Source organism: Sphingobium sp. GW456-12-10-14-TSB1 (assembly GCF_059424385.1).
This window is the reverse complement of the sequence record NZ_JBWKZI010000001.1, coordinates 1,615,508-1,631,963: the sequence shown is the minus strand read 5'-3', so window position 1 is coordinate 1,631,963 and position 16,456 is coordinate 1,615,508. Positions and strand designations below refer to the sequence as shown.

The 16,456-nt window shown below is 64.7% G+C and carries 15 protein-coding genes; 9 read left to right on the top strand and 6 right to left on the bottom strand.

Annotated elements, in window-relative coordinates; translation table 11 throughout:
- Positions 1 to 100: 100 nt before the first annotated feature.
- The 5 genes from rimO to serS form a co-directional block, all read right to left on the bottom strand.
- Positions 101 to 1,483 carry a 30S ribosomal protein S12 methylthiotransferase RimO gene (rimO, locus tag AC07X9_RS07915; RefSeq protein ID WP_017184721.1) on the bottom strand — a complete coding sequence of 461 codons (1,383 nt, stop codon included), beginning with the start codon at positions 1,481 to 1,483 and terminating at the stop codon, positions 101 to 103.
- 46 nt (positions 1,484 to 1,529) lie between these two features.
- Complete coding sequence (locus AC07X9_RS07910; protein WP_017184720.1) at positions 1,530 to 2,519, bottom strand: potassium channel family protein; 990 nt, start codon at positions 2,517 to 2,519, stop codon at positions 1,530 to 1,532.
- A 62-nt stretch (positions 2,520 to 2,581) separates the two neighbouring features.
- Positions 2,582 to 3,592 (bottom strand): M23 family metallopeptidase, encoded by a 1,011-nt coding sequence (locus AC07X9_RS07905; RefSeq protein ID WP_017184719.1) that lies wholly within the window; start codon positions 3,590 to 3,592, stop codon positions 2,582 to 2,584.
- A 72-nt stretch (positions 3,593 to 3,664) separates the two neighbouring features.
- Positions 3,665 to 4,429 carry a 5'/3'-nucleotidase SurE gene (gene surE, locus AC07X9_RS07900; RefSeq protein ID WP_086485737.1) on the bottom strand — a complete coding sequence of 255 codons (765 nt, stop codon included), beginning with the start codon at positions 4,427 to 4,429 and terminating at the stop codon, positions 3,665 to 3,667.
- 110 nt (positions 4,430 to 4,539) lie between these two features.
- On the bottom strand, positions 4,540 to 5,820 hold the full coding sequence (gene serS / locus AC07X9_RS07895; RefSeq protein WP_017184717.1) for a serine--tRNA ligase: 1,281 nt from the start codon (positions 5,818 to 5,820) through the stop codon (positions 4,540 to 4,542).
- Positions 5,821 to 5,913: 93 nt separating this feature from the next.
- Here serS and AC07X9_RS07890 point away from each other — a divergent pair, with 93 nt between their 5' ends.
- The 5 genes from AC07X9_RS07890 to AC07X9_RS07870 all read left to right on the top strand — a co-directional run bounded on the left by AC07X9_RS07890 (position 5,914) and on the right by AC07X9_RS07870 (position 8,870).
- Positions 5,914 to 6,354: a host attachment family protein gene (locus AC07X9_RS07890; protein WP_017184716.1), complete on the top strand. Its 441-nt coding sequence runs from the start codon at positions 5,914 to 5,916 to the stop codon at positions 6,352 to 6,354.
- A complete protein-coding gene (locus tag AC07X9_RS07885; RefSeq protein WP_254908062.1) occupies positions 6,351 to 6,815 on the top strand; it encodes a hypothetical protein in 465 nt (154 codons plus the stop codon). Before AC07X9_RS07890 ends, AC07X9_RS07885 begins: the two co-directional genes overlap by 4 nt.
- 27 nt (positions 6,816 to 6,842) lie before the next feature.
- Positions 6,843 to 7,403, top strand: a complete 561-nt coding sequence (locus AC07X9_RS07880; protein ID WP_254908061.1) for a hypothetical protein — start codon at positions 6,843 to 6,845, stop codon at positions 7,401 to 7,403.
- 559 nt (positions 7,404 to 7,962) lie between these two features.
- Complete coding sequence (gene dksA, locus AC07X9_RS07875) at positions 7,963 to 8,427, top strand: RNA polymerase-binding protein DksA (protein ID WP_006966545.1); 465 nt, start codon at positions 7,963 to 7,965, stop codon at positions 8,425 to 8,427.
- A gap of 68 nt (positions 8,428 to 8,495) precedes the next feature.
- Complete coding sequence (locus AC07X9_RS07870; RefSeq protein WP_017184713.1) at positions 8,496 to 8,870, top strand: PilZ domain-containing protein; 375 nt, start codon at positions 8,496 to 8,498, stop codon at positions 8,868 to 8,870.
- Between the two features lie 146 nt (positions 8,871 to 9,016).
- Here AC07X9_RS07870 and AC07X9_RS07865 read toward each other — a convergent pair whose 3' ends face one another.
- On the bottom strand, positions 9,017 to 9,175 hold the full coding sequence (locus AC07X9_RS07865; RefSeq protein ID WP_006966541.1) for a YdcH family protein: 159 nt from the start codon (positions 9,173 to 9,175) through the stop codon (positions 9,017 to 9,019).
- Positions 9,176 to 9,363: 188 nt separating this feature from the next.
- Between AC07X9_RS07865 and AC07X9_RS07860 the strand changes: the two genes are divergently transcribed.
- The 4 genes from AC07X9_RS07860 (at position 9,364) to AC07X9_RS07845 (ending at position 16,442) form a co-directional block, all read left to right on the top strand.
- Positions 9,364 to 9,543: a YdcH family protein gene (locus AC07X9_RS07860; RefSeq protein WP_017184712.1), complete on the top strand. Its 180-nt coding sequence runs from the start codon at positions 9,364 to 9,366 to the stop codon at positions 9,541 to 9,543.
- A gap of 121 nt (positions 9,544 to 9,664) precedes the next feature.
- Positions 9,665 to 10,144: a DUF1465 family protein gene (locus tag AC07X9_RS07855; protein WP_017184711.1), complete on the top strand. Its 480-nt coding sequence runs from the start codon at positions 9,665 to 9,667 to the stop codon at positions 10,142 to 10,144.
- A 77-nt stretch (positions 10,145 to 10,221) separates the two neighbouring features.
- The gene (locus AC07X9_RS07850; RefSeq protein WP_174703634.1) at positions 10,222 to 12,264 is read left to right on the top strand and encodes a BamA/TamA family outer membrane protein; all 2,043 of its coding nucleotides are present in this window, start codon (positions 10,222 to 10,224) and stop codon (positions 12,262 to 12,264) included.
- On the top strand, positions 12,264 to 16,442 hold the full coding sequence (locus tag AC07X9_RS07845) for a translocation/assembly module TamB domain-containing protein (RefSeq protein ID WP_086485734.1): 4,179 nt from the start codon (positions 12,264 to 12,266) through the stop codon (positions 16,440 to 16,442). Before AC07X9_RS07850 ends, AC07X9_RS07845 begins: the two co-directional genes overlap by 1 nt.
- Positions 16,443 to 16,456: the final 14 nt, after the last annotated feature.

The window sequence follows — 16,456 nt, the reverse complement described above, 5'->3', positions numbered from 1 at the left end:
TTTTGGCGCATGATGGATCCTGAAATAAATTCAGGATGACGTTGGAGGAATAACGAAAAGTCATGCGCGATAGTCCTCCCCTTGCAGGGGAGGATGAATGTTAAACCGGCACCCCATAGAGATCATGCTCGTCGGCATCCTCGATTGCGACGTCGATCATGTCGCCAGCCTTCCGCCCTTCGCCGACATCGCGCAGGAACACATTGCCGTCGATTTCCGGCGCGTCGGCCTGTGAGCGCGCAGTCGCGCCGATCGAGCCGTCCTCCTCGTCCGGTTCGCCCACTTCATCGACGATTACCGGCAGCACGCGGCCGACCTTGGCCGAGAGCTTGGCGGCGCTGATCGCGGCGGTCTTTTCCATGATCCGCTGATAGCGTTCTTCCTTGACCTCTTCGGGCACCGCGCCGGGCAGGGCGTTGGCCGCCGCGCCTTCGACCGGCTCGAAGCGGAACGCGCCGACACGGTCGAGTTGCGCTTCATCCAGCCAGTCGAGCAGATATTGGAAATCCGCCTCTGTCTCACCGGGGAAGCCGACCACGAAGGTCGAGCGGATGGTGATGTCCGGGCAGATGCTGCGCCATTTATGGATGCGGTCCAGCACCTTGGCTTCATTGGCCGGGCGTTTCATCGCCTTCAATACGCTGGGGGCGGCATGCTGGAAGGGAATGTCGAGATAGGGCGTCAGCAGCCCGTCGGCCATCAGCGGGATGACCTGATCGACATGGGGGTAGGGGTAGACATAGTGCAGCCGTACCCAGGGCGCGCGCCCTTCGGCGGTGCGCAGCTGCCCCAGTTCGCGCGCCATGTCGGTCATGTGCGCGCGCACGTCGCGGCCTTTCCACGACCGCGCCTCATGCCGCGTATCGACGCCATAGGCCGACGTGTCCTGGCTGATCACCAGCAATTCCCTGGTCCCCGCCGCGACCAGCTTCTCCGCCTCGCGCAGCACCGCGTCGATCCGCCGCGACACCAGATCGCCCCGGATCGAGGGGATGATGCAGAAGGAGCAGCGATGGTTGCAGCCTTCGGAAATCTTCAGATAGCTGTAATGGCGCGGCGTCAGTTTCAGCCCGCCTTCGGGCACCAGATCGACAAAGGCGTTGGGGACGGGCGGCGATGCGTCATGCACCGCGTTGACGACCTGCTCATATTGATGCGCGCCGGTGACGGCCAGCACTTGCGGGAATTTCGCGCGGATCAGGTCCGCCTCATCCCCCATGCAGCCCGTCACGATGACGCGGCCATTTTCGGCCATCGCCTCGCCGATCGCTTCCAGCGATTCCTCCTTGGCCGAATCGAGAAAGCCGCACGTATTGACCAGCACGACGTCGGCGCCGGCATAGTCGGCGGACATCTGATAGCCGTCGGAGCGCAGCTTCGTCAGGATGCGTTCGCTGTCCACCAGGTTTTTGGGACAGCCGAGCGAAACCATGCCGATTTTCGGCGCGTCAGGAAATTTGGTTGCCATGATGGCCGCGCACATAGGGATTTTTGTGCGGAATGTCACGCCGCGCGATTGGGGCGCGCTTTCAGGCCGGCTCGCCGCCTGTCCCCAGACCGTCGCTCTCGACAATCTCGATGATCAGGTCGCCGGTCTGAAGCTGCTGCGCGCCCGGCTCCCAGAAACCGATCGGCCGATCGTCGCGATAGATGCGCACGCCAAGGCCGGTGGTGATGGCGGACAGCGGCCCGCCAATTTCCTGCGGGCTGACGAAGCGCTCGTTCAGCTTCACCCGTCCGCCAGAGGCCGCCAGATCGGCCATATAGTCAGCGATATGCTTGCCGCTGGTGCTGCCCGCCAGCAGCAGCCCGGCAAAGCTGACCGGGTTGATCACCGTGGTTGCGCCCGCCTGCCGCGCGGGCAGTTCATTATCCTCGTTCCGCACGACGATGCTGATCGGCAGGCGCGGGGCGAGGTGGCGGGCGGTCAGCGTGATCAGGATCGACGTATCGTCGCGCCCGGCCGATACGATCATGCTGCGCGCGCGGTGGATCGCCACATCCTTCAACGTCCGGTCGCGGGTCGAATCCCCGCACAATATATTGCACCCCTGCGCCTCGGCCAGTTCCAGCGCGGCTTCGCTGCCGTCGATCACGACGATCTCACGCGGGTCGGTGCCGCGCGCCAGCAGTTCATGCACCGCTTCCTGCCCGCTGGTGCCAAAGCCGGTGACGATGATGTGATTGTGCAGATCGGCTTGTATGCGGGCCATGCGCCACCTGTAGAGGATGTTGCGGAGGAAAAGCGAATAGGCTGTGCCGAGGAAAATGAGCCACACGAACAGCCGGATCGGCGTGACGAACAGCGATTCGAACAATCGCGCTTCGGGCGTGACCGGGACAATGTCGCCATAGCCCACCGTCGTCACGGTGACGGTCGTGAAATAGAGCACATCGACAAAGCTGATATGATTGTCGAGATTGTCCTTCAGCCCGTCCCGCCCGACCCAGTGGAGCAGCAGCACCACCGCGATCAGCGCGAATACCAGGCCGACGCGCCAGCTCAGGTCCACCCACATCGGCAGGGAGGAGCGCCGCCGCAAAAAGCCTTCGGTCGTCCGCGATGATCCCCGGTTTATCCTCATGGCGCGGTCGGCAGATGCGCAACGGGGTTTACCGGCACCCGGTCCTTTCGCAATTCGAAATGCAGCTTGGGCTGGCTGGCATAGCCGGTGTCGCCGGTCAGGCCGATGGTCTGGCCGCGCGTGATTTTCTGGCCGCGCACCACATCCACGCGGCTGGCATGGCCATAGGCGCTGACCCAGCCGCTGCCATGGTTGATCAGCACCAGCCCGCCAAACACCGCCACCCGGTCGCCCGCATAGGCGACAACGCCGTCCGCCGCCGCACGGATCGGCGTGCCGGCGGGGACGCCGATATCGATGCCATTATTCTTCGCGCCGCTTTCGCCGGGGCCAAAGCGCGATAGCAGCTTGCCCTTGACCGGCCAGTCGAAACGGCCCGCAAAGCTGCCGGGCTGGGCGATCGGCACGTTGCTTGGCAGCGGGCGCGGCTGGGACGAAGCGACCGCCACCGGCGCATTTTCCGCCGCCGCTGGCTGGCCGCCGGTCAGCACATCGTCAATGTCGATATGGAACGCGGCGGCGCGCTGCTCCAGGCTGGGGGCCGTCGCCGGAGCCTCACCCGGCAACAGCAGCCGTTGTCCGCGGCGCAGCATGAACGGTTCCGTCAGGCCGTTGGCGGCAACGATGCGGCTCCACGCCACGCCATAGGCGGACGCGATCGCGATGCCCGTCTCCCCTTCCGCCACCAGATGATAGCGACCGCCCGGAATGGTGAGTTTCTGGCCGATGCGGATGGCAAAGGGCGGCGTCAGCCCATTGGCGCGCGCAATCGCTTCCGATCCCGCGCCGGTGCGATTGCCGATGCCGCGCAGCGTGTCGCCGGGCTGGACGACATAGGTGGACGTCGCCACCGTCTGCGCATTGGCGACCACCTGCTGCGCGGTCCATACCGGCTCGGCTTCCACCAGTTCGACGGCAGCCGCGTCGGCATTCAACTGGGGCGGGGGCGTTTCGTTGCGGGCCTCCATGGGGATACAGGCGGCCAGTATCAGCGGCGCGAGCAACATGGCGGATGGAAGAAGCGGACGTGACATCGCCGCCTGTCTATCGCATCGCGCCGCGCTTGCCACCCCCTGCCGCTATTGCCCGAACGCCGCCGCAGTCGCCGCCATGGCGCTGTCCTGCGTCAGGTCGTAATGGAGGGGGGTAACGGTGACATAGTCCTGCGCGATCGCCGCCAGATCGCTCCCCTCCGGCACTGCGTCGCTGCTGCCCAGGCTGAACCAGTGATAGCGGTAGCCGCGCGGATCGGTCCCTTCGATGATCTTCGTGCGATCGACATCGTGAAAGCCCTGCCGCACGACGCGGATGCCCTTGACCGCGTCGGGTTCGATCGCCGGGAAGTTGACGTTGAACAGCATCCGGCGCGAAGGCGGCATGGCGATCAGCGGGGCGATGGCCCTTGCGCCCCATGCCTGCGCAGCGGCAAAGGGCACCGTGTCGCCCATCCCCTCACGCGCATAGACCTGGCTCAGCGCAATCGACCTGATCCCCGAAATCGCCCCTTCCATCGCGGCGGCGACGGTGCCCGAATAGGTCACGTCCTCAGCCAGATTGGCGCCGCGATTGACGCCCGACAGGATAAGGTCCGGCCGCGCGTCCTTCATCAAATGCCCCACGGCCATCATCACTGCGTCGGTCGGCGTGCCGGTGACGCTGTAATGCTGCGCGCCATGCTTGCGGATGCGCAGGGGCCGGGTGAGCGTCAGGCTATGCCCCGCACCCGACTGTTCCTCGCTCGGCGCGACGATCCAGATATCGTCGGAAAACTGGCGGGCGATGGCTTCCAGCACTTTAAGGCCGGGCGCGTGAACGCCATCGTCATTGGTGAGAAGGATGCGCATGAACTAAACAACTCCGTTCGGGCTGAGCTTGTCGAAGCCTTCCGCTGAGCGAAGCGAAGCCGCCTCGCTAGCGCTCGGCATGGCCCTTCGACTTCGCTCAGGGCGAACGGCTAAGCCTTTGGCGTCAGGCGCGTCACCCCACCCATATAGGGCGCCAGCGCCTCCGGCACGATCACGCTGCCGTCGGCCTGCTGGTAATTTTCCAGCACCGCTACCAATGTGCGGCCCACGGCCAGACCCGATCCGTTCAACGTGTGGAGGAAACGGGTCTGCTTCTCTCCCTCCGGCTTGTAGCGCGCGTTCATCCGCCGCGCCTGAAAATCGCCGCAGTTGGAGACGGAGCTGATCTCGCGATAGGTGTTCTGGCTGGGCAGCCAGACTTCCAGATCCCATGTCTTGCGCGCGCCAAAGCCCATGTCGCCGGTGCAGAGCAGCATCTTGCGATAGGGAAGCCCAAGCGCCTGAAGGATACCCTCCGCCGCCGCGCACATGCGTTCATGCTCGGCCTCTGACTCGTCGGGCGCGCAAATCGCGACAAGCTCGACCTTCTCGAACTGATGCTGGCGGATGAAGCCCCGCGTGTCGCGCCCGGCGGACCCTGCTTCGGAACGGAAACAGGGGGTCAGCGCGGTCAGCCGGACGGGCAGGTCAGAGAGCGGCACGATCTGGTTCGCAACCAGATTGGTGAGGCTGACTTCGGCGGTCGGAATCAGCCAGCGGCCATCGGTGGTCCTGAACAGATCCTCGGCGAATTTGGGCAATTGCCCGGTGCCGAACAACGCCTCGTCGCGCACCAGCAGCGGCGGGTTGACCTCCTCATAGCCATTCTCAGCCGTCTGCCGGTCCAGCATGAATTGCGCCAGCGCCCGGTGCAGCCGCGCCATCTGCCCGCGCAACGCGGTGAACCGCGCGCCCGAAAGGGCCGCGCCGCCTTCAAAATCCAGCCCCAGCACCGGGCCGAAATCGGCATGGTCCTGCGGCGCAAAGTCGAAGTCGCGGGGCGTGCCCCACCGGCTGACCTCCACATTGTCGGCTTCATCGTCGCCCTGCGGCACATCGTCGGCGGGCAGGTTGGGGATCGCCGCCAGCATCGCGCCCAGCGCGTCGCCGACTTCGCGGTCCTGCGCTTCCAGAGCGGGGGTGCTTTCCTTGATCGCCGCGACTTCGGCCTTCAGCGCTTCCGCCTTGTCCTTGTCGCCCGCGCCCATGGCTTGGCCGATCAGCTTGCTCGCCTCGTTGCGGCGGGCCTGCCCGACCTGCAACTGCGTCTTGATCGCCCGGCTTTGCTCGTCCAGCGCCAATATCTGCGTGGACAGGGGGGCCAGCCCGCGCCGGGCCAGGCCAGCGTCGAAAGCGGCGGGATTTTCGCGGATGAAACGGATGTCGTGCATGGGCCAGTCCTATGCCGTCGTGCGACGAGCCACGCAACCCTGCGCGCTGCCGATCGTTGAACAGGCATCCGCTAAAATGAAAAGGACCAGGCGATGCAGATAGAACAGGACGCGCTCATATTGGTAGCTGACGGCCGCAAGATGCTGTTTTTCCGGAACAAGGGCGACGCCGCCATTCCCAGCCTGGAAACCGAGCAGGTCGAGAAGCAGGATAACCCGGCCGACCGCGAACAGGGCAGCGATACGCCCGGCCGCGCGTTCAATTCGGTGGGCGGCCATCGCAGCGCCATGTCGGAAACCAATTTTCACGATCTGGAGGAGGACCGCTTTGCCGCGCAGGCCGCCGACATCCTCAAGCATCGCGCCTTCGCCAATGATTATGAAAAGCTGATCATCGTCGCCCCGCCCGGCACGCTGGGCGAAATGCGCAAACATTATCACAAGGAAGTCGAAAGCCGCCTGGCAGGCGAGATCGCCAAGGATCTGGTCAATCATCCGATCGCGGACATCGAACGGATCATTGCCGACAATTGATCCGCACCAGTTTTGCCCCAACGAAAAGGGCGGCCCCCGATACCGGGAGCCGCCCTTTTTCATGTCATCGCCTGACGGGTCAGGCGGCCTTGTCGGCCTTGCGATCGGCGAAGCGACGGTGGGCGACCAGTGCGACCGCGGCGGCGCCGAACAGCAGGATCATCGGCGGGGCGGGGACGTCCGTACCGCCGCTGCTGCTGCTCGATCCGCCGCTGGAGCTGCTGGACGAGGAAGAAGAGCTGCTGCTGCTCGACGAGGAGGAACTGCTCGACCCCGAACTGCAGCTCGATCCGCTGCTGCCCGTGCTGCCGAAGCTGGACGATCCGCCCGACGAGGAGGAACTGCTCGACGAGGATGACGAGGAAGAGGACGACGAGCTGCTGCCGCTCGACCCGGAGCTGCCCGACGAACCGCTGCTGCCGCTCGATCCCGAACTGCCGCTGGAGCCGCTCGACCCGTGATCATGACCATGGCCAGGCTTGCCGGGCTTGCCGCCGCTCGATCCGCCCGAGCTGCTCGATGAAGAACTGGACGAGGAGGAGGACGATGACGAGCTGGAACTGGACGAGGACGAGCTGCTGCTGACATTGCCGCTGGACGTGGAGACATTACCGCTCGACGTCGAAACGCCGCTCGATGTCGACACATTGCCGCTGGAGGTGGATACGCCACCCGTTGACGTGGACACGCCGCCGGTGGAAGTCGAAACCCCGCCGGTCGATGTCGATACGCCGCCAGTGGTCGAGCTGGTCGAGCTGCTGATGCCGCCGGTCGAGCTGCTGGTCGAGGAGATCACCACCGACCCGCCGCCGCTGCCGCCGCCACCGCCGCCAAAAAAGCCGCCGATGAAGCCGCCGCCGCCAAAGCCGCCGCCACCGCCTATGACGACAGGAACCGCGCCACCGCCGCCGGACATGACCGGCATTTCGGCCATCGGCATCGGCGCTGGCAGGGGAATGGGAGCCTGTTGCGTGACGACTGTGACCGTGCGCGGCGTGCTGGTTTTCACCGTACGCACCACCTTGCGCTTCACTGTCCGCACGGCATAGCGTTTGCGCGGCGCTGCCGCCTTCGTGCTCTTGCTGCTATGAACCACTGCCGGCCGCGCATTTTCGGCGACATGCACCGCGCCACCGCCAATGATCGCTCCGCCGCAAGTGCAGGCGCATAACTTAGCCAATGCCATCCGTACCGACATAGGATCCACTCTTTACTTTGTTGCCCCCTGACCCGGCATTGGCTTTTTCCAATGATGGGCTGGTAGGAACTTCCTATGCGTAAGAACGCAAAAGAAAGCGTTAACTGCAACGCTGTTAACCCTGAATGTGATATTCAAGTCGAGGGAAATCCTACCTTCTTCCAAAGGGAAATGGTTAACGTCCCACTATGGAACGACTGTCGCGAGCCAGGTAAAAATCGCTTGATGCGTTTCGCCGATTTGCCTTGCGTGCGGGACTCGGCTGCGCCGGCGTCAAGCCCCGATGAAAACGAACCGCAGCAATATTGCCTGCTTGTGTCGCCCTTCGCCCGTCGCTATGACGCGCCCTCAATGAAAAGTCATGGGCGCCCGGTCGTTAAGCGCCGGCGTCCTCCGAGTCGGAGAGCCAGATGGCATCGGTCCTGAATTCCGATAAAGACGGCGACAAGCCGCCCAAATCGACTGTCGAACTTCCTGCAGACTACCGGCCTTCCGCCGATGAGGAATTCATGAACCCGTTGCAGCTGGAATATTTCCGGCAGCGCTTGTGGGACTGGAAAAAGCAGATCCATGCCGAAGCCGAAGGGACGCTTGCCGTCCTTCAGAATGAGCCGCTTCGCGAACCCGACCTGAACGACCGCGCATCGAGCGAGACCGACTGGTCGATCGAACTGCGCACCCGCGACCGCCAGCGCAAGCTGATCTCCAAGATCGAGGCAGCGCTTCGCCGGATCGAGGACGGCGAATATGGTTATTGCGAAGTCACCGGCGAACCGATTTCGCTGGGTCGGCTGGAGGCCCGGCCGATCGCGACCATGACGGTCGAGGCGCAGGAACGGCATGAGCGGCAAGAGAAGATTTCCCGCGACGATTAACCCTTTCTCCATCCCCCCGCGCCTATGGTGCCCGCCAATTATCTGGCATTTTATTCGCGGGTCTTGGCATGAACGACCAACAGGAATCTTCCGATCGGGGACCGGCCCGCGCCGCGCCGCGTGACAGCCTGTTCCTGCTTACCAGTTTCATGACGCCCGAAGGCGTACCGCTGGGCAAGGCCCGCGTCCGCAACCTGTCGGCCACCGGCCTGATGGCCGATTGCGAACGGGGAGTTCCGGCGGGCATCAAGGTGGAATTTGAACTGCGCGGCATCGGCAAGATGACCGGCACCGTCGCCTGGGCGCGCGGGGACAAGATTGGTTTGGCCTTTGACGAGCCGATCGACCCGCAACTGGCGCGCAAGCCTGTTTCGACGGGCGCGGCGCAGCAGACGGTGCCCGATTATCTGCGACTGCACCAGCGCGGCTTGCTGAGGCGCTGATCCAACCCGGACATAAACAGCCCCGCCTACCTGTTGGTTGCGGGGCTTTTTACTGTCTGAAAATGTGGACCGGAATGAAGGCGAAGGGCCGGACCGGCAGCCTGTAGCCGCCGTGTCCCGGCCTCCTCCCGTAGCGCGCTGGATGCTTAGTGCTGCGCTTCCAGTTCTTCCTTCAACCGCAATTTCTGCTTCTTGAGCGAAGCCACCAAAATAGCGTCGGGCATAGGCCGACTCGTCTCCGCCTTGATTCGGGCGTCGATACCTGCGTGCTTGGCAGAAAGAGCTGAAATGTGGCTGTTTTCCATAACATTCTCCAGATGAGGGGTGATGGACGACGAAGTAGATCATGAAATAATCATCGTGTCTCGCGCTGATTCGCACGCTGCGCCTGAATGAGAAAAATTTGCGATGGCCCGCGTCCGGGCGGCAGGGTATCAGGGGACATGACGAGCGTGGGTGACGGATCGGGGGCGCAGTGAGTCGGGAAGATATTATGCGCCGCCTGGAATTGTTGCGGGTGGAGCATCGCGACCTCGACAGCGCGATTGCCGTGCTGATGGAGTCGGGTGCGGGCGACCAGATGCAGATTGCCCGGTTCAAGAAACGCAAGCTGCGCCTGCGTGACGAAATCGCGCAGCTGGAAGACGGGCTGGTGCCCGACATCATCGCGTAAATCGGTGCTGGCGCGGAATTTTGTGGTTAACGTCGCGCTAACCGGCCCTGAATGGGACAGCCCCCGCTAAAAGCGCATCGATGGGCCTGACAAGGTTGCGATAATATGTCAGTCATCCTGCATGCAGAGCGCAGCTTTTCTGGATCGTGGCCTTCACCGGCGGCTGGTCGACGGCCTGTATCTCGAAGCCATGGTCATGGCTGACGAGGCACGGTCCTATTTCGACGGCAGCAACAGCCTGGACGAGGGGATGAGCGACCCGTTGCGCCGCGTCTCTTTCGCCTGCGAATCGCTGAAAGTGACCACCCGGCTGATGCACATCATTGCCTGGTTGCTCAGCCAGCGGGCCTGGCAGCGCGGCGAGATTGGCGATGCCGATCTGTCGGACGAGAAATATCGGCTTGGCCGCGCGACCCAGACGCCGCCCGAACTCGCCGCCGATTTTCCCTTCATGGCGCGGTCGCTGATCGATGCCAGCCAGGAATTATACGATCGCGTCGCGCGATTGCAGGACCGGATGGACATGATGCTGGGTCCGGCCACGGTCAGGGACGCCAACCCGGCGCGCGCGCTGATCGATCGGCTGCACAGCGCCTTCTGATCGTGTCGCGGCAACTGGCCGCATTCTACCGCTTCTAAGGCTGGCGCTTTCGCCCATATTTGGTCTAGACCATCGCCATGACCCATGGTTTGCGGACCTTTCGCCGCCCTCCTGGCCGCCCGCATTCCGCACGGCTCCTGCTTGTTCCTATGTTGCTCGCCTGTCCGGGCGGGGCGCTGGCGCAGTCCGTCGCGCCACCGCAAGCCGTGCCGGACCAGTCGCTCGACACCATGCCGGACATCGGCCTGGACTGGCCGGACATGGGGCAGGAAGACAGTGTGAAGCCGCTGCCCGCCGACCCGGCTGATACGCAGGTGGCGACGCCTGACGCTGTCCCTGACGCCGCCCAGCCGGTCGAGCCGGTCGAGGAAGCCGCGACCTTTGCTGACGCCGGGGAGGAACGGCGTTACACCGTGCAACTGAACGGCATCGACACGATTGCCGATGCGACCTTCAAGCAACGCTTCGAGGAATTGTCGGCGCTGCGGCAGGGCGATGGCAAGCCCGCCAACCTCGCGCAGATCAATCGTCGCATCAAAGAGGATAATGAACTGCTGGACCGGCTGCTGCGCGCCAAGGGCTATTATGCCGCGCGCATCCGGGGCGCGGTTGCCGCGCCGCCAGCGGGCAGCGATCGTCTGGCCGTCAGCTTCGACATTGTACCCGGCACGCAATATCTGCTCGATTCGGTCGATCTGACCGGCCTTGCCGAAACCGGCGACAAGGAAGCGCAATTGCGCGCCGCCTTCCCGCCCAAGGTCGGCGATCCGGTCGATGCCGACGCCATTCTGGCCGGGCGCGACGCGCTGTCCGTAGTGCTGGCCGAAACCGGGTTCCCCTTTGCCAAGGTCGATGAACCCGAAGTGCGGATCGACCATGAGGAGCGCAAGGGCGACCTTGACATCATCATCACGCCGGGCGGCTATCGCAGCTTCGGCGCGATCCGCATGAACAACGAAAAATTGTTTAGCGCGCACCATGTTCAGGAAATCGCCCGCTTCCATCCCGGCGATCCCTACAAGGCGTCGGATGTGGAGGATCTGCGCCGCGCCATCGTCGCAACCGGGCTTGTCTCCTCGGTCAATCTGACACCCAAAGAGGCGGGCGATGGTTCCCATGTCGATCTGGCGGTCGACGTCCGCCCGGCGCCACTACGCACCATCGCGGGGCAGCTGGGTTATGGCACGGGCGAAGGCTATCGCGCTGAAGTCAGCTGGCAGCACCGCAATTTCTTCCCGCCCGAAGGCGCGGTAACGGTGCGTGGCGTCGTCGGCACGCAGGAACAGACCGCGTCCTTCACCTATCGCCGCAACAATTTCCACCGTCGCGACAATGTGCTCACCGGCCTGCTGTCGGTCAGCAACATCAGGCGCGACGCCTATGATGCGCGCACCATCACCCTGGCAGGCGGGCTGGAGCGGCAGACGAACATCCTGTTCCAGAAGGACTGGGTGTGGCGCATCGGCGCGGAACTCATCGCTTCTGACGAAGCCGATGCCTTCAGCGGCGGTGCGCGGCGCACCTTCCTGATCGGCGCAATTCCTTTAAGCCTGACCTATGACGGCAGCGATGATCTGCTCAACCCGACCAAGGGCTTTCGTCTGGGTGGCCGGTTCAGTCCCGAACTTTCCTTTCAGGACAAGACCTTCGGCTATGCCAAGGTGCAGGTGGATGGCAGCATCTACCAGCCGATGGGCGAAAAGCTCGTCGTCGCGGCGCGTGCGCGCTTTGGCACGATCCTTGGCTCCACCGTCGATCAGATCGCGCCGTCGCGCCGTTTCTATGCGGGCGGCGGGGCGTCGGTTCGCGGTTATGGCTATCAGGCGATCGGCCCGCGTTTCGGCGTGGACAACGACCCGGTCGGCGGCAAGAGTCTCGCGGAATTCTCGCTGGAGGGGCGGGTGCGCTTTGGCAATTTCGGCGTCGTGCCCTTCATCGATGCAGGCAATATCTCCACCACATTCCTGCCGCGCTTCCGCGACCTGCGCATCGGCACCGGGCTTGGGCTGCGCTATTATAGCAACTTCGGCCCGATCCGCATCGACGTCGGTACGCCGATCAACCCGCAAAAGGGCGATCCGCGCGTCGCCGTCTATGTGTCGCTGGGGCAAGCCTTCTGATGGTGGACGAAGCGCCCGCCGCGAAGCCGCATCGCCGCCGCGCCTGGGATGGACGCTGGCAGCGCTGGGTGCTGGGCATCATCGTCACTTTGCTGCTGATCGTCGCGGGCGCGCTGGCCTGGCTCGACACGGCGCCCGGCCATCGCTTCCTCATCAGCCGGATCGCGACGATCAAGCCGCCATCGGGCCTGCGCATCCAGGTCGACCGGATCGACGGCAGCATTTATCACAAGGCCGTTCTCCACAATCTGACCCTGTCCGACCCGACGGGCCGCTTCTTCGACGCGCCACGGGTCGAACTGGACTGGTGGCCTTTCGCCTGGGCCTATAACCGGCTGGACATCGACCGGCTGGTCATCCCGCGCGCCACCCTGCACAAATTGCCCAAGCTCAATCCCAGCCGGAAGCAGGGGCCGATCCTTCCCGGTTTCGACATCCGGCTGATGGAATTTTCGGTCGGACGGCTGACGATCGCGCAGGGCATTACTGGCCGTGCGCAGCAGGCGACGATGGCGGGCGACGCGGACATTCGCGGTGGCCGTGCGATCATAGATCTGACCGCCCGCGTGATCGACGGGCAGGATGCGCTGACCATCGCGCTCGACAGTCGCCCCGACGATGATCGTTTCCGCCTGGACGTCACGGTCAATGCGCCAAGGGGCGGCGTTCTGGCGGCGATGGCGGGCCTGAAACAGGACGCCAATCTGCGCATCGGTGGCAAGGGCGGCTGGAGCCGCTGGGACGGTCGCCTGTCGGCCACGCTCGACGCCCAGCCTGTCGCCGATTTCGTGCTGGCCGCGCGCCAGGGCGCCTATTCGGCCCGTGGTTCGATTGAGGGCGGCGCGATCGCCGGCAATGGCCTTGTCCAGCGTATTGCCGCGCCGCGCCTGGTCGTGCGCGCCAATGGGACGATGGTGGACCGGGTGATTGACGGTCGCCTCTGGCTCCGTTCCGCCGCGATTGATCTGGAAGCCGACGGCGCGATCGACCTGCGCAACAACGCGCTCGACAATATGCTGGTGCAATTGAAGCTCGCCCGTCCACAGGCTTTGTTCAAGACTATGCGCGGGCAGGATGTCGCGGCGAAAATCCGCCTGGACGGTGCATTCGCGACGCTGGGCTATGAATATCTGCTCACCGCCCGCCAACTGGCGTTCGACAAGACGGTGATCAGCACCGTGCGGATGGATGGCAAGGGGCGTCGGTCGGAAAATGGCCCGGCGCTGGTCCCGGTACGCCTGCGCGCCGCGCGGCTCGATGGGCAGGGCGAACTGGTCGAAGGGATCGTCCGCAATTTCGCGCTCGACGGCGTGCTCCAGATCAAGGGCCAGCAGATCGTCAGCAATCCGATGGACGTGCGGTCGGACAAGCTGCGCGGCAAGCTGCTGATGCTCGCCGACCTCAGGACAGGTCGGTATGATTTTGGCCTGGATGGCCAGATTGTCGGCCTGGCCATTCGTGGCTTCGGCATCGTCGACCTGACGTCGAAATTGCGCGCGGTGCCCGGTCCCAATGGCAGCTTTGGCCTGAGCGGCAATGCGCTGGCGCGGGTGCGGCGGCTGGACAATGAATTTCTGCGCACGCTGGGCGGCGGCCTGCCGACCGTTCGCAGCGCGCTCGCGCTGCGCCCCGATGGCCAGTTGGCGCTCACCAATTTGCAGCTTGATGCGCCGCTGCTGACGCTGACGGGCAATGGCCTGCGCCATCGCGACGGCACGATGCATCTGGAGGGGCAGGGGCGGCATGGCCAATATGGTCCGGTCAGGCTGACGCTGGATGGCAGGATCGACCGCCCGACCATCGATGTGCTGCTGGCCAGCCCGATGAAGGCGCTGGGCCTGCGCGACGTGCGCGCAAAGCTGATCCCCGATGCAAGCGGATACAGCTATACCGCTGCGGGCGGATCGACCCTTGGTCCCTTCACCGGCCGGGGCGTCATCCTGTTGCCGCAGGGCGGGCAGGCGGTGGTCCGCATCGCGCGGATCGACGTGTCCGGCGTCACCGCCAGCGGCGATATTCGCCCGGTAACCGGCGGGCTGGACGGCCAATTGGCGGTCAACGGCCCGGTGACGGGCTATATCAGCCTGAAACCAGTGGATGCGATCCAGCAGGTCCAGCTCAAACTGACCGCCAACGATGCCAGCTTCGACGGACCGACCGTCATCGCGGTGCGACGCGGCACGCTGGATGCGACCATGTTGCTTGATCCTTCGCGCACGACGCTGACGGCCACGGCGCAGGCGCGGGGCCTGCGCGTCGGCGGGGTGCTGCTGGGGCGCTTTGCCGCCAATGCCGATCTGGTCGATGGTCAGGGCAAGATACGCGGCAGCCTGTCCGGGCAGCGCGGCCGCATCTTCGACATACAGGGCGAAGCGCAGGTCGATGCCGATCATATCCGCCTGACCGCTGGCGGCACTGTCGACAAGCGTCCCATCCGCCTGACCCGCGCGGCGTTGCTGACCCGTACCGATGATGGCTGGCGCCTGTCGCCTGCGACCATCAGCTATGCGGGCGGATCATTGCAACTGGCGGGCGAACTGGGCAGCGCGTCCACCCATGTCGAGGCGCGGATGCAGAAACTGCCGCTGTCCCTGCTCGACATTGGCTATGACAATCTGGGTCTGGGCGGCACCGCGACAGGCTCGCTCAGCTACGCCCAGCCGCGCGGCGGCGGCCTGCCGACCGGGACCGCGGAACTGCGCATCCGTGGCCTGTCGCGGTCTGGCCTGTCCCTGAGTTCCCGCCCGGTCGATGTGGGCGTCAACGCCGCGCTGACGGCGGACCGTCTCGCCACCCGCATGATCTTCGTTGCCGATGGCAAGACGATCGGCCGGGCGCAGGCGTTGCTCAATCCGCTGGGGCGTGAAGGCGGCCTGGTCGAACGGCTCAACCGCGCGCCACTCTTCGCGCAGCTGCGCTATGGCGGCACGGCGGACACGCTGTGGCGGCTGACCGGGGTGGAAATTGTCGACATCGGTGGCCCGGTTGATGTTTCCGCGGACATGCGCGGCACGCTGGGCAACCCGCAGATCACCGGATCGCTGGCGACCGAAAATGCCGCGATCAACAGCCCCGTCACCGGCATGCGGCTGAAAAATGTCAAGGCGCGCGGGCGTTTCTCCGGCGCGCAACTGGTCATTTCCAGCTTTGCCGCGACCGCGCAAAATGGCGGTAGCGTAAGCGGCACCGGGCGCTTCACCTTCAACGGCATAGCGGGCGTCGGCATGGACCTGGCCATGCAGGCGGACAATGCCGCCCTGCTGGAACGGGACGATATTGCCGCCACGGTCACCGGGCCGATCACCCTGCGTTCCGATGGCGTGGGCGGGACGATCGGCGGCGACCTGACGCTCAACAAGAGCCGCTTCACGCTGGGCCGCGCCGCCGCCGTGGCGCAGATTCCGGAACTGGCGGTGACCGAAATCAACAGGCGTGGCGAGGAGGTTGAGCGGGTGCGCGCCAACGTCCCCTGGGCGCTGGCGATCAAGGCGCGGGCGCGCAACCGCCTGACTGTCACCGGCCTTGGCCTAGACAGCGAATGGCGCGCCATTCTCGACATTGGCGGCACCGTCACCAACCCGGCGATTGCGGGTCGGGCGGAGCTGGTGCGTGGTGGCTATGAATTTGCCGGGCGCCGGTTCGACCTGCGCGAAGGGCGCATCCAGTTTGACGGCAAGACCCCGGTCAATCCGACGCTGGACATCGACGCGCAGGCCGACGTCAGTGATCTTACCGCCACCATCCATGTCGGCGGCACCGGCCTGAAGCCCGAAATCACCTTCACCAGCGTTCCCGCGTTGCCGCAAGACGAACTTCTGTCCCGCATCCTCTTTGGCACGTCGATCACCAACCTTTCCGCGCCCGAAGCCTTGCAGCTCGCTTCTGCGGTCGGTTCGTTGCAGGGCGGCGGCGGGCTGGACCCGATCAATGCGGTGCGCAAGGCGGCGGGGCTGGACCGGCTGCGCATCATCGCTGCCGATCCGACGCAGGGGCAGGGGACGTCGATCGCGGCGGGCAAATATCTGACCCGCAAGACCTATGTCGAACTGATCACCGACGGGCAGGGATACAGCGCGACCCGGATCGAATATCAGGTCACGCGCTGGCTATCGCTGCTTGGCGCCATATCGACGCTGGGCCGCGAAAGCGCCAACGTGCGCGTGTCGAAGGATTATTGATCACATCGACGCCG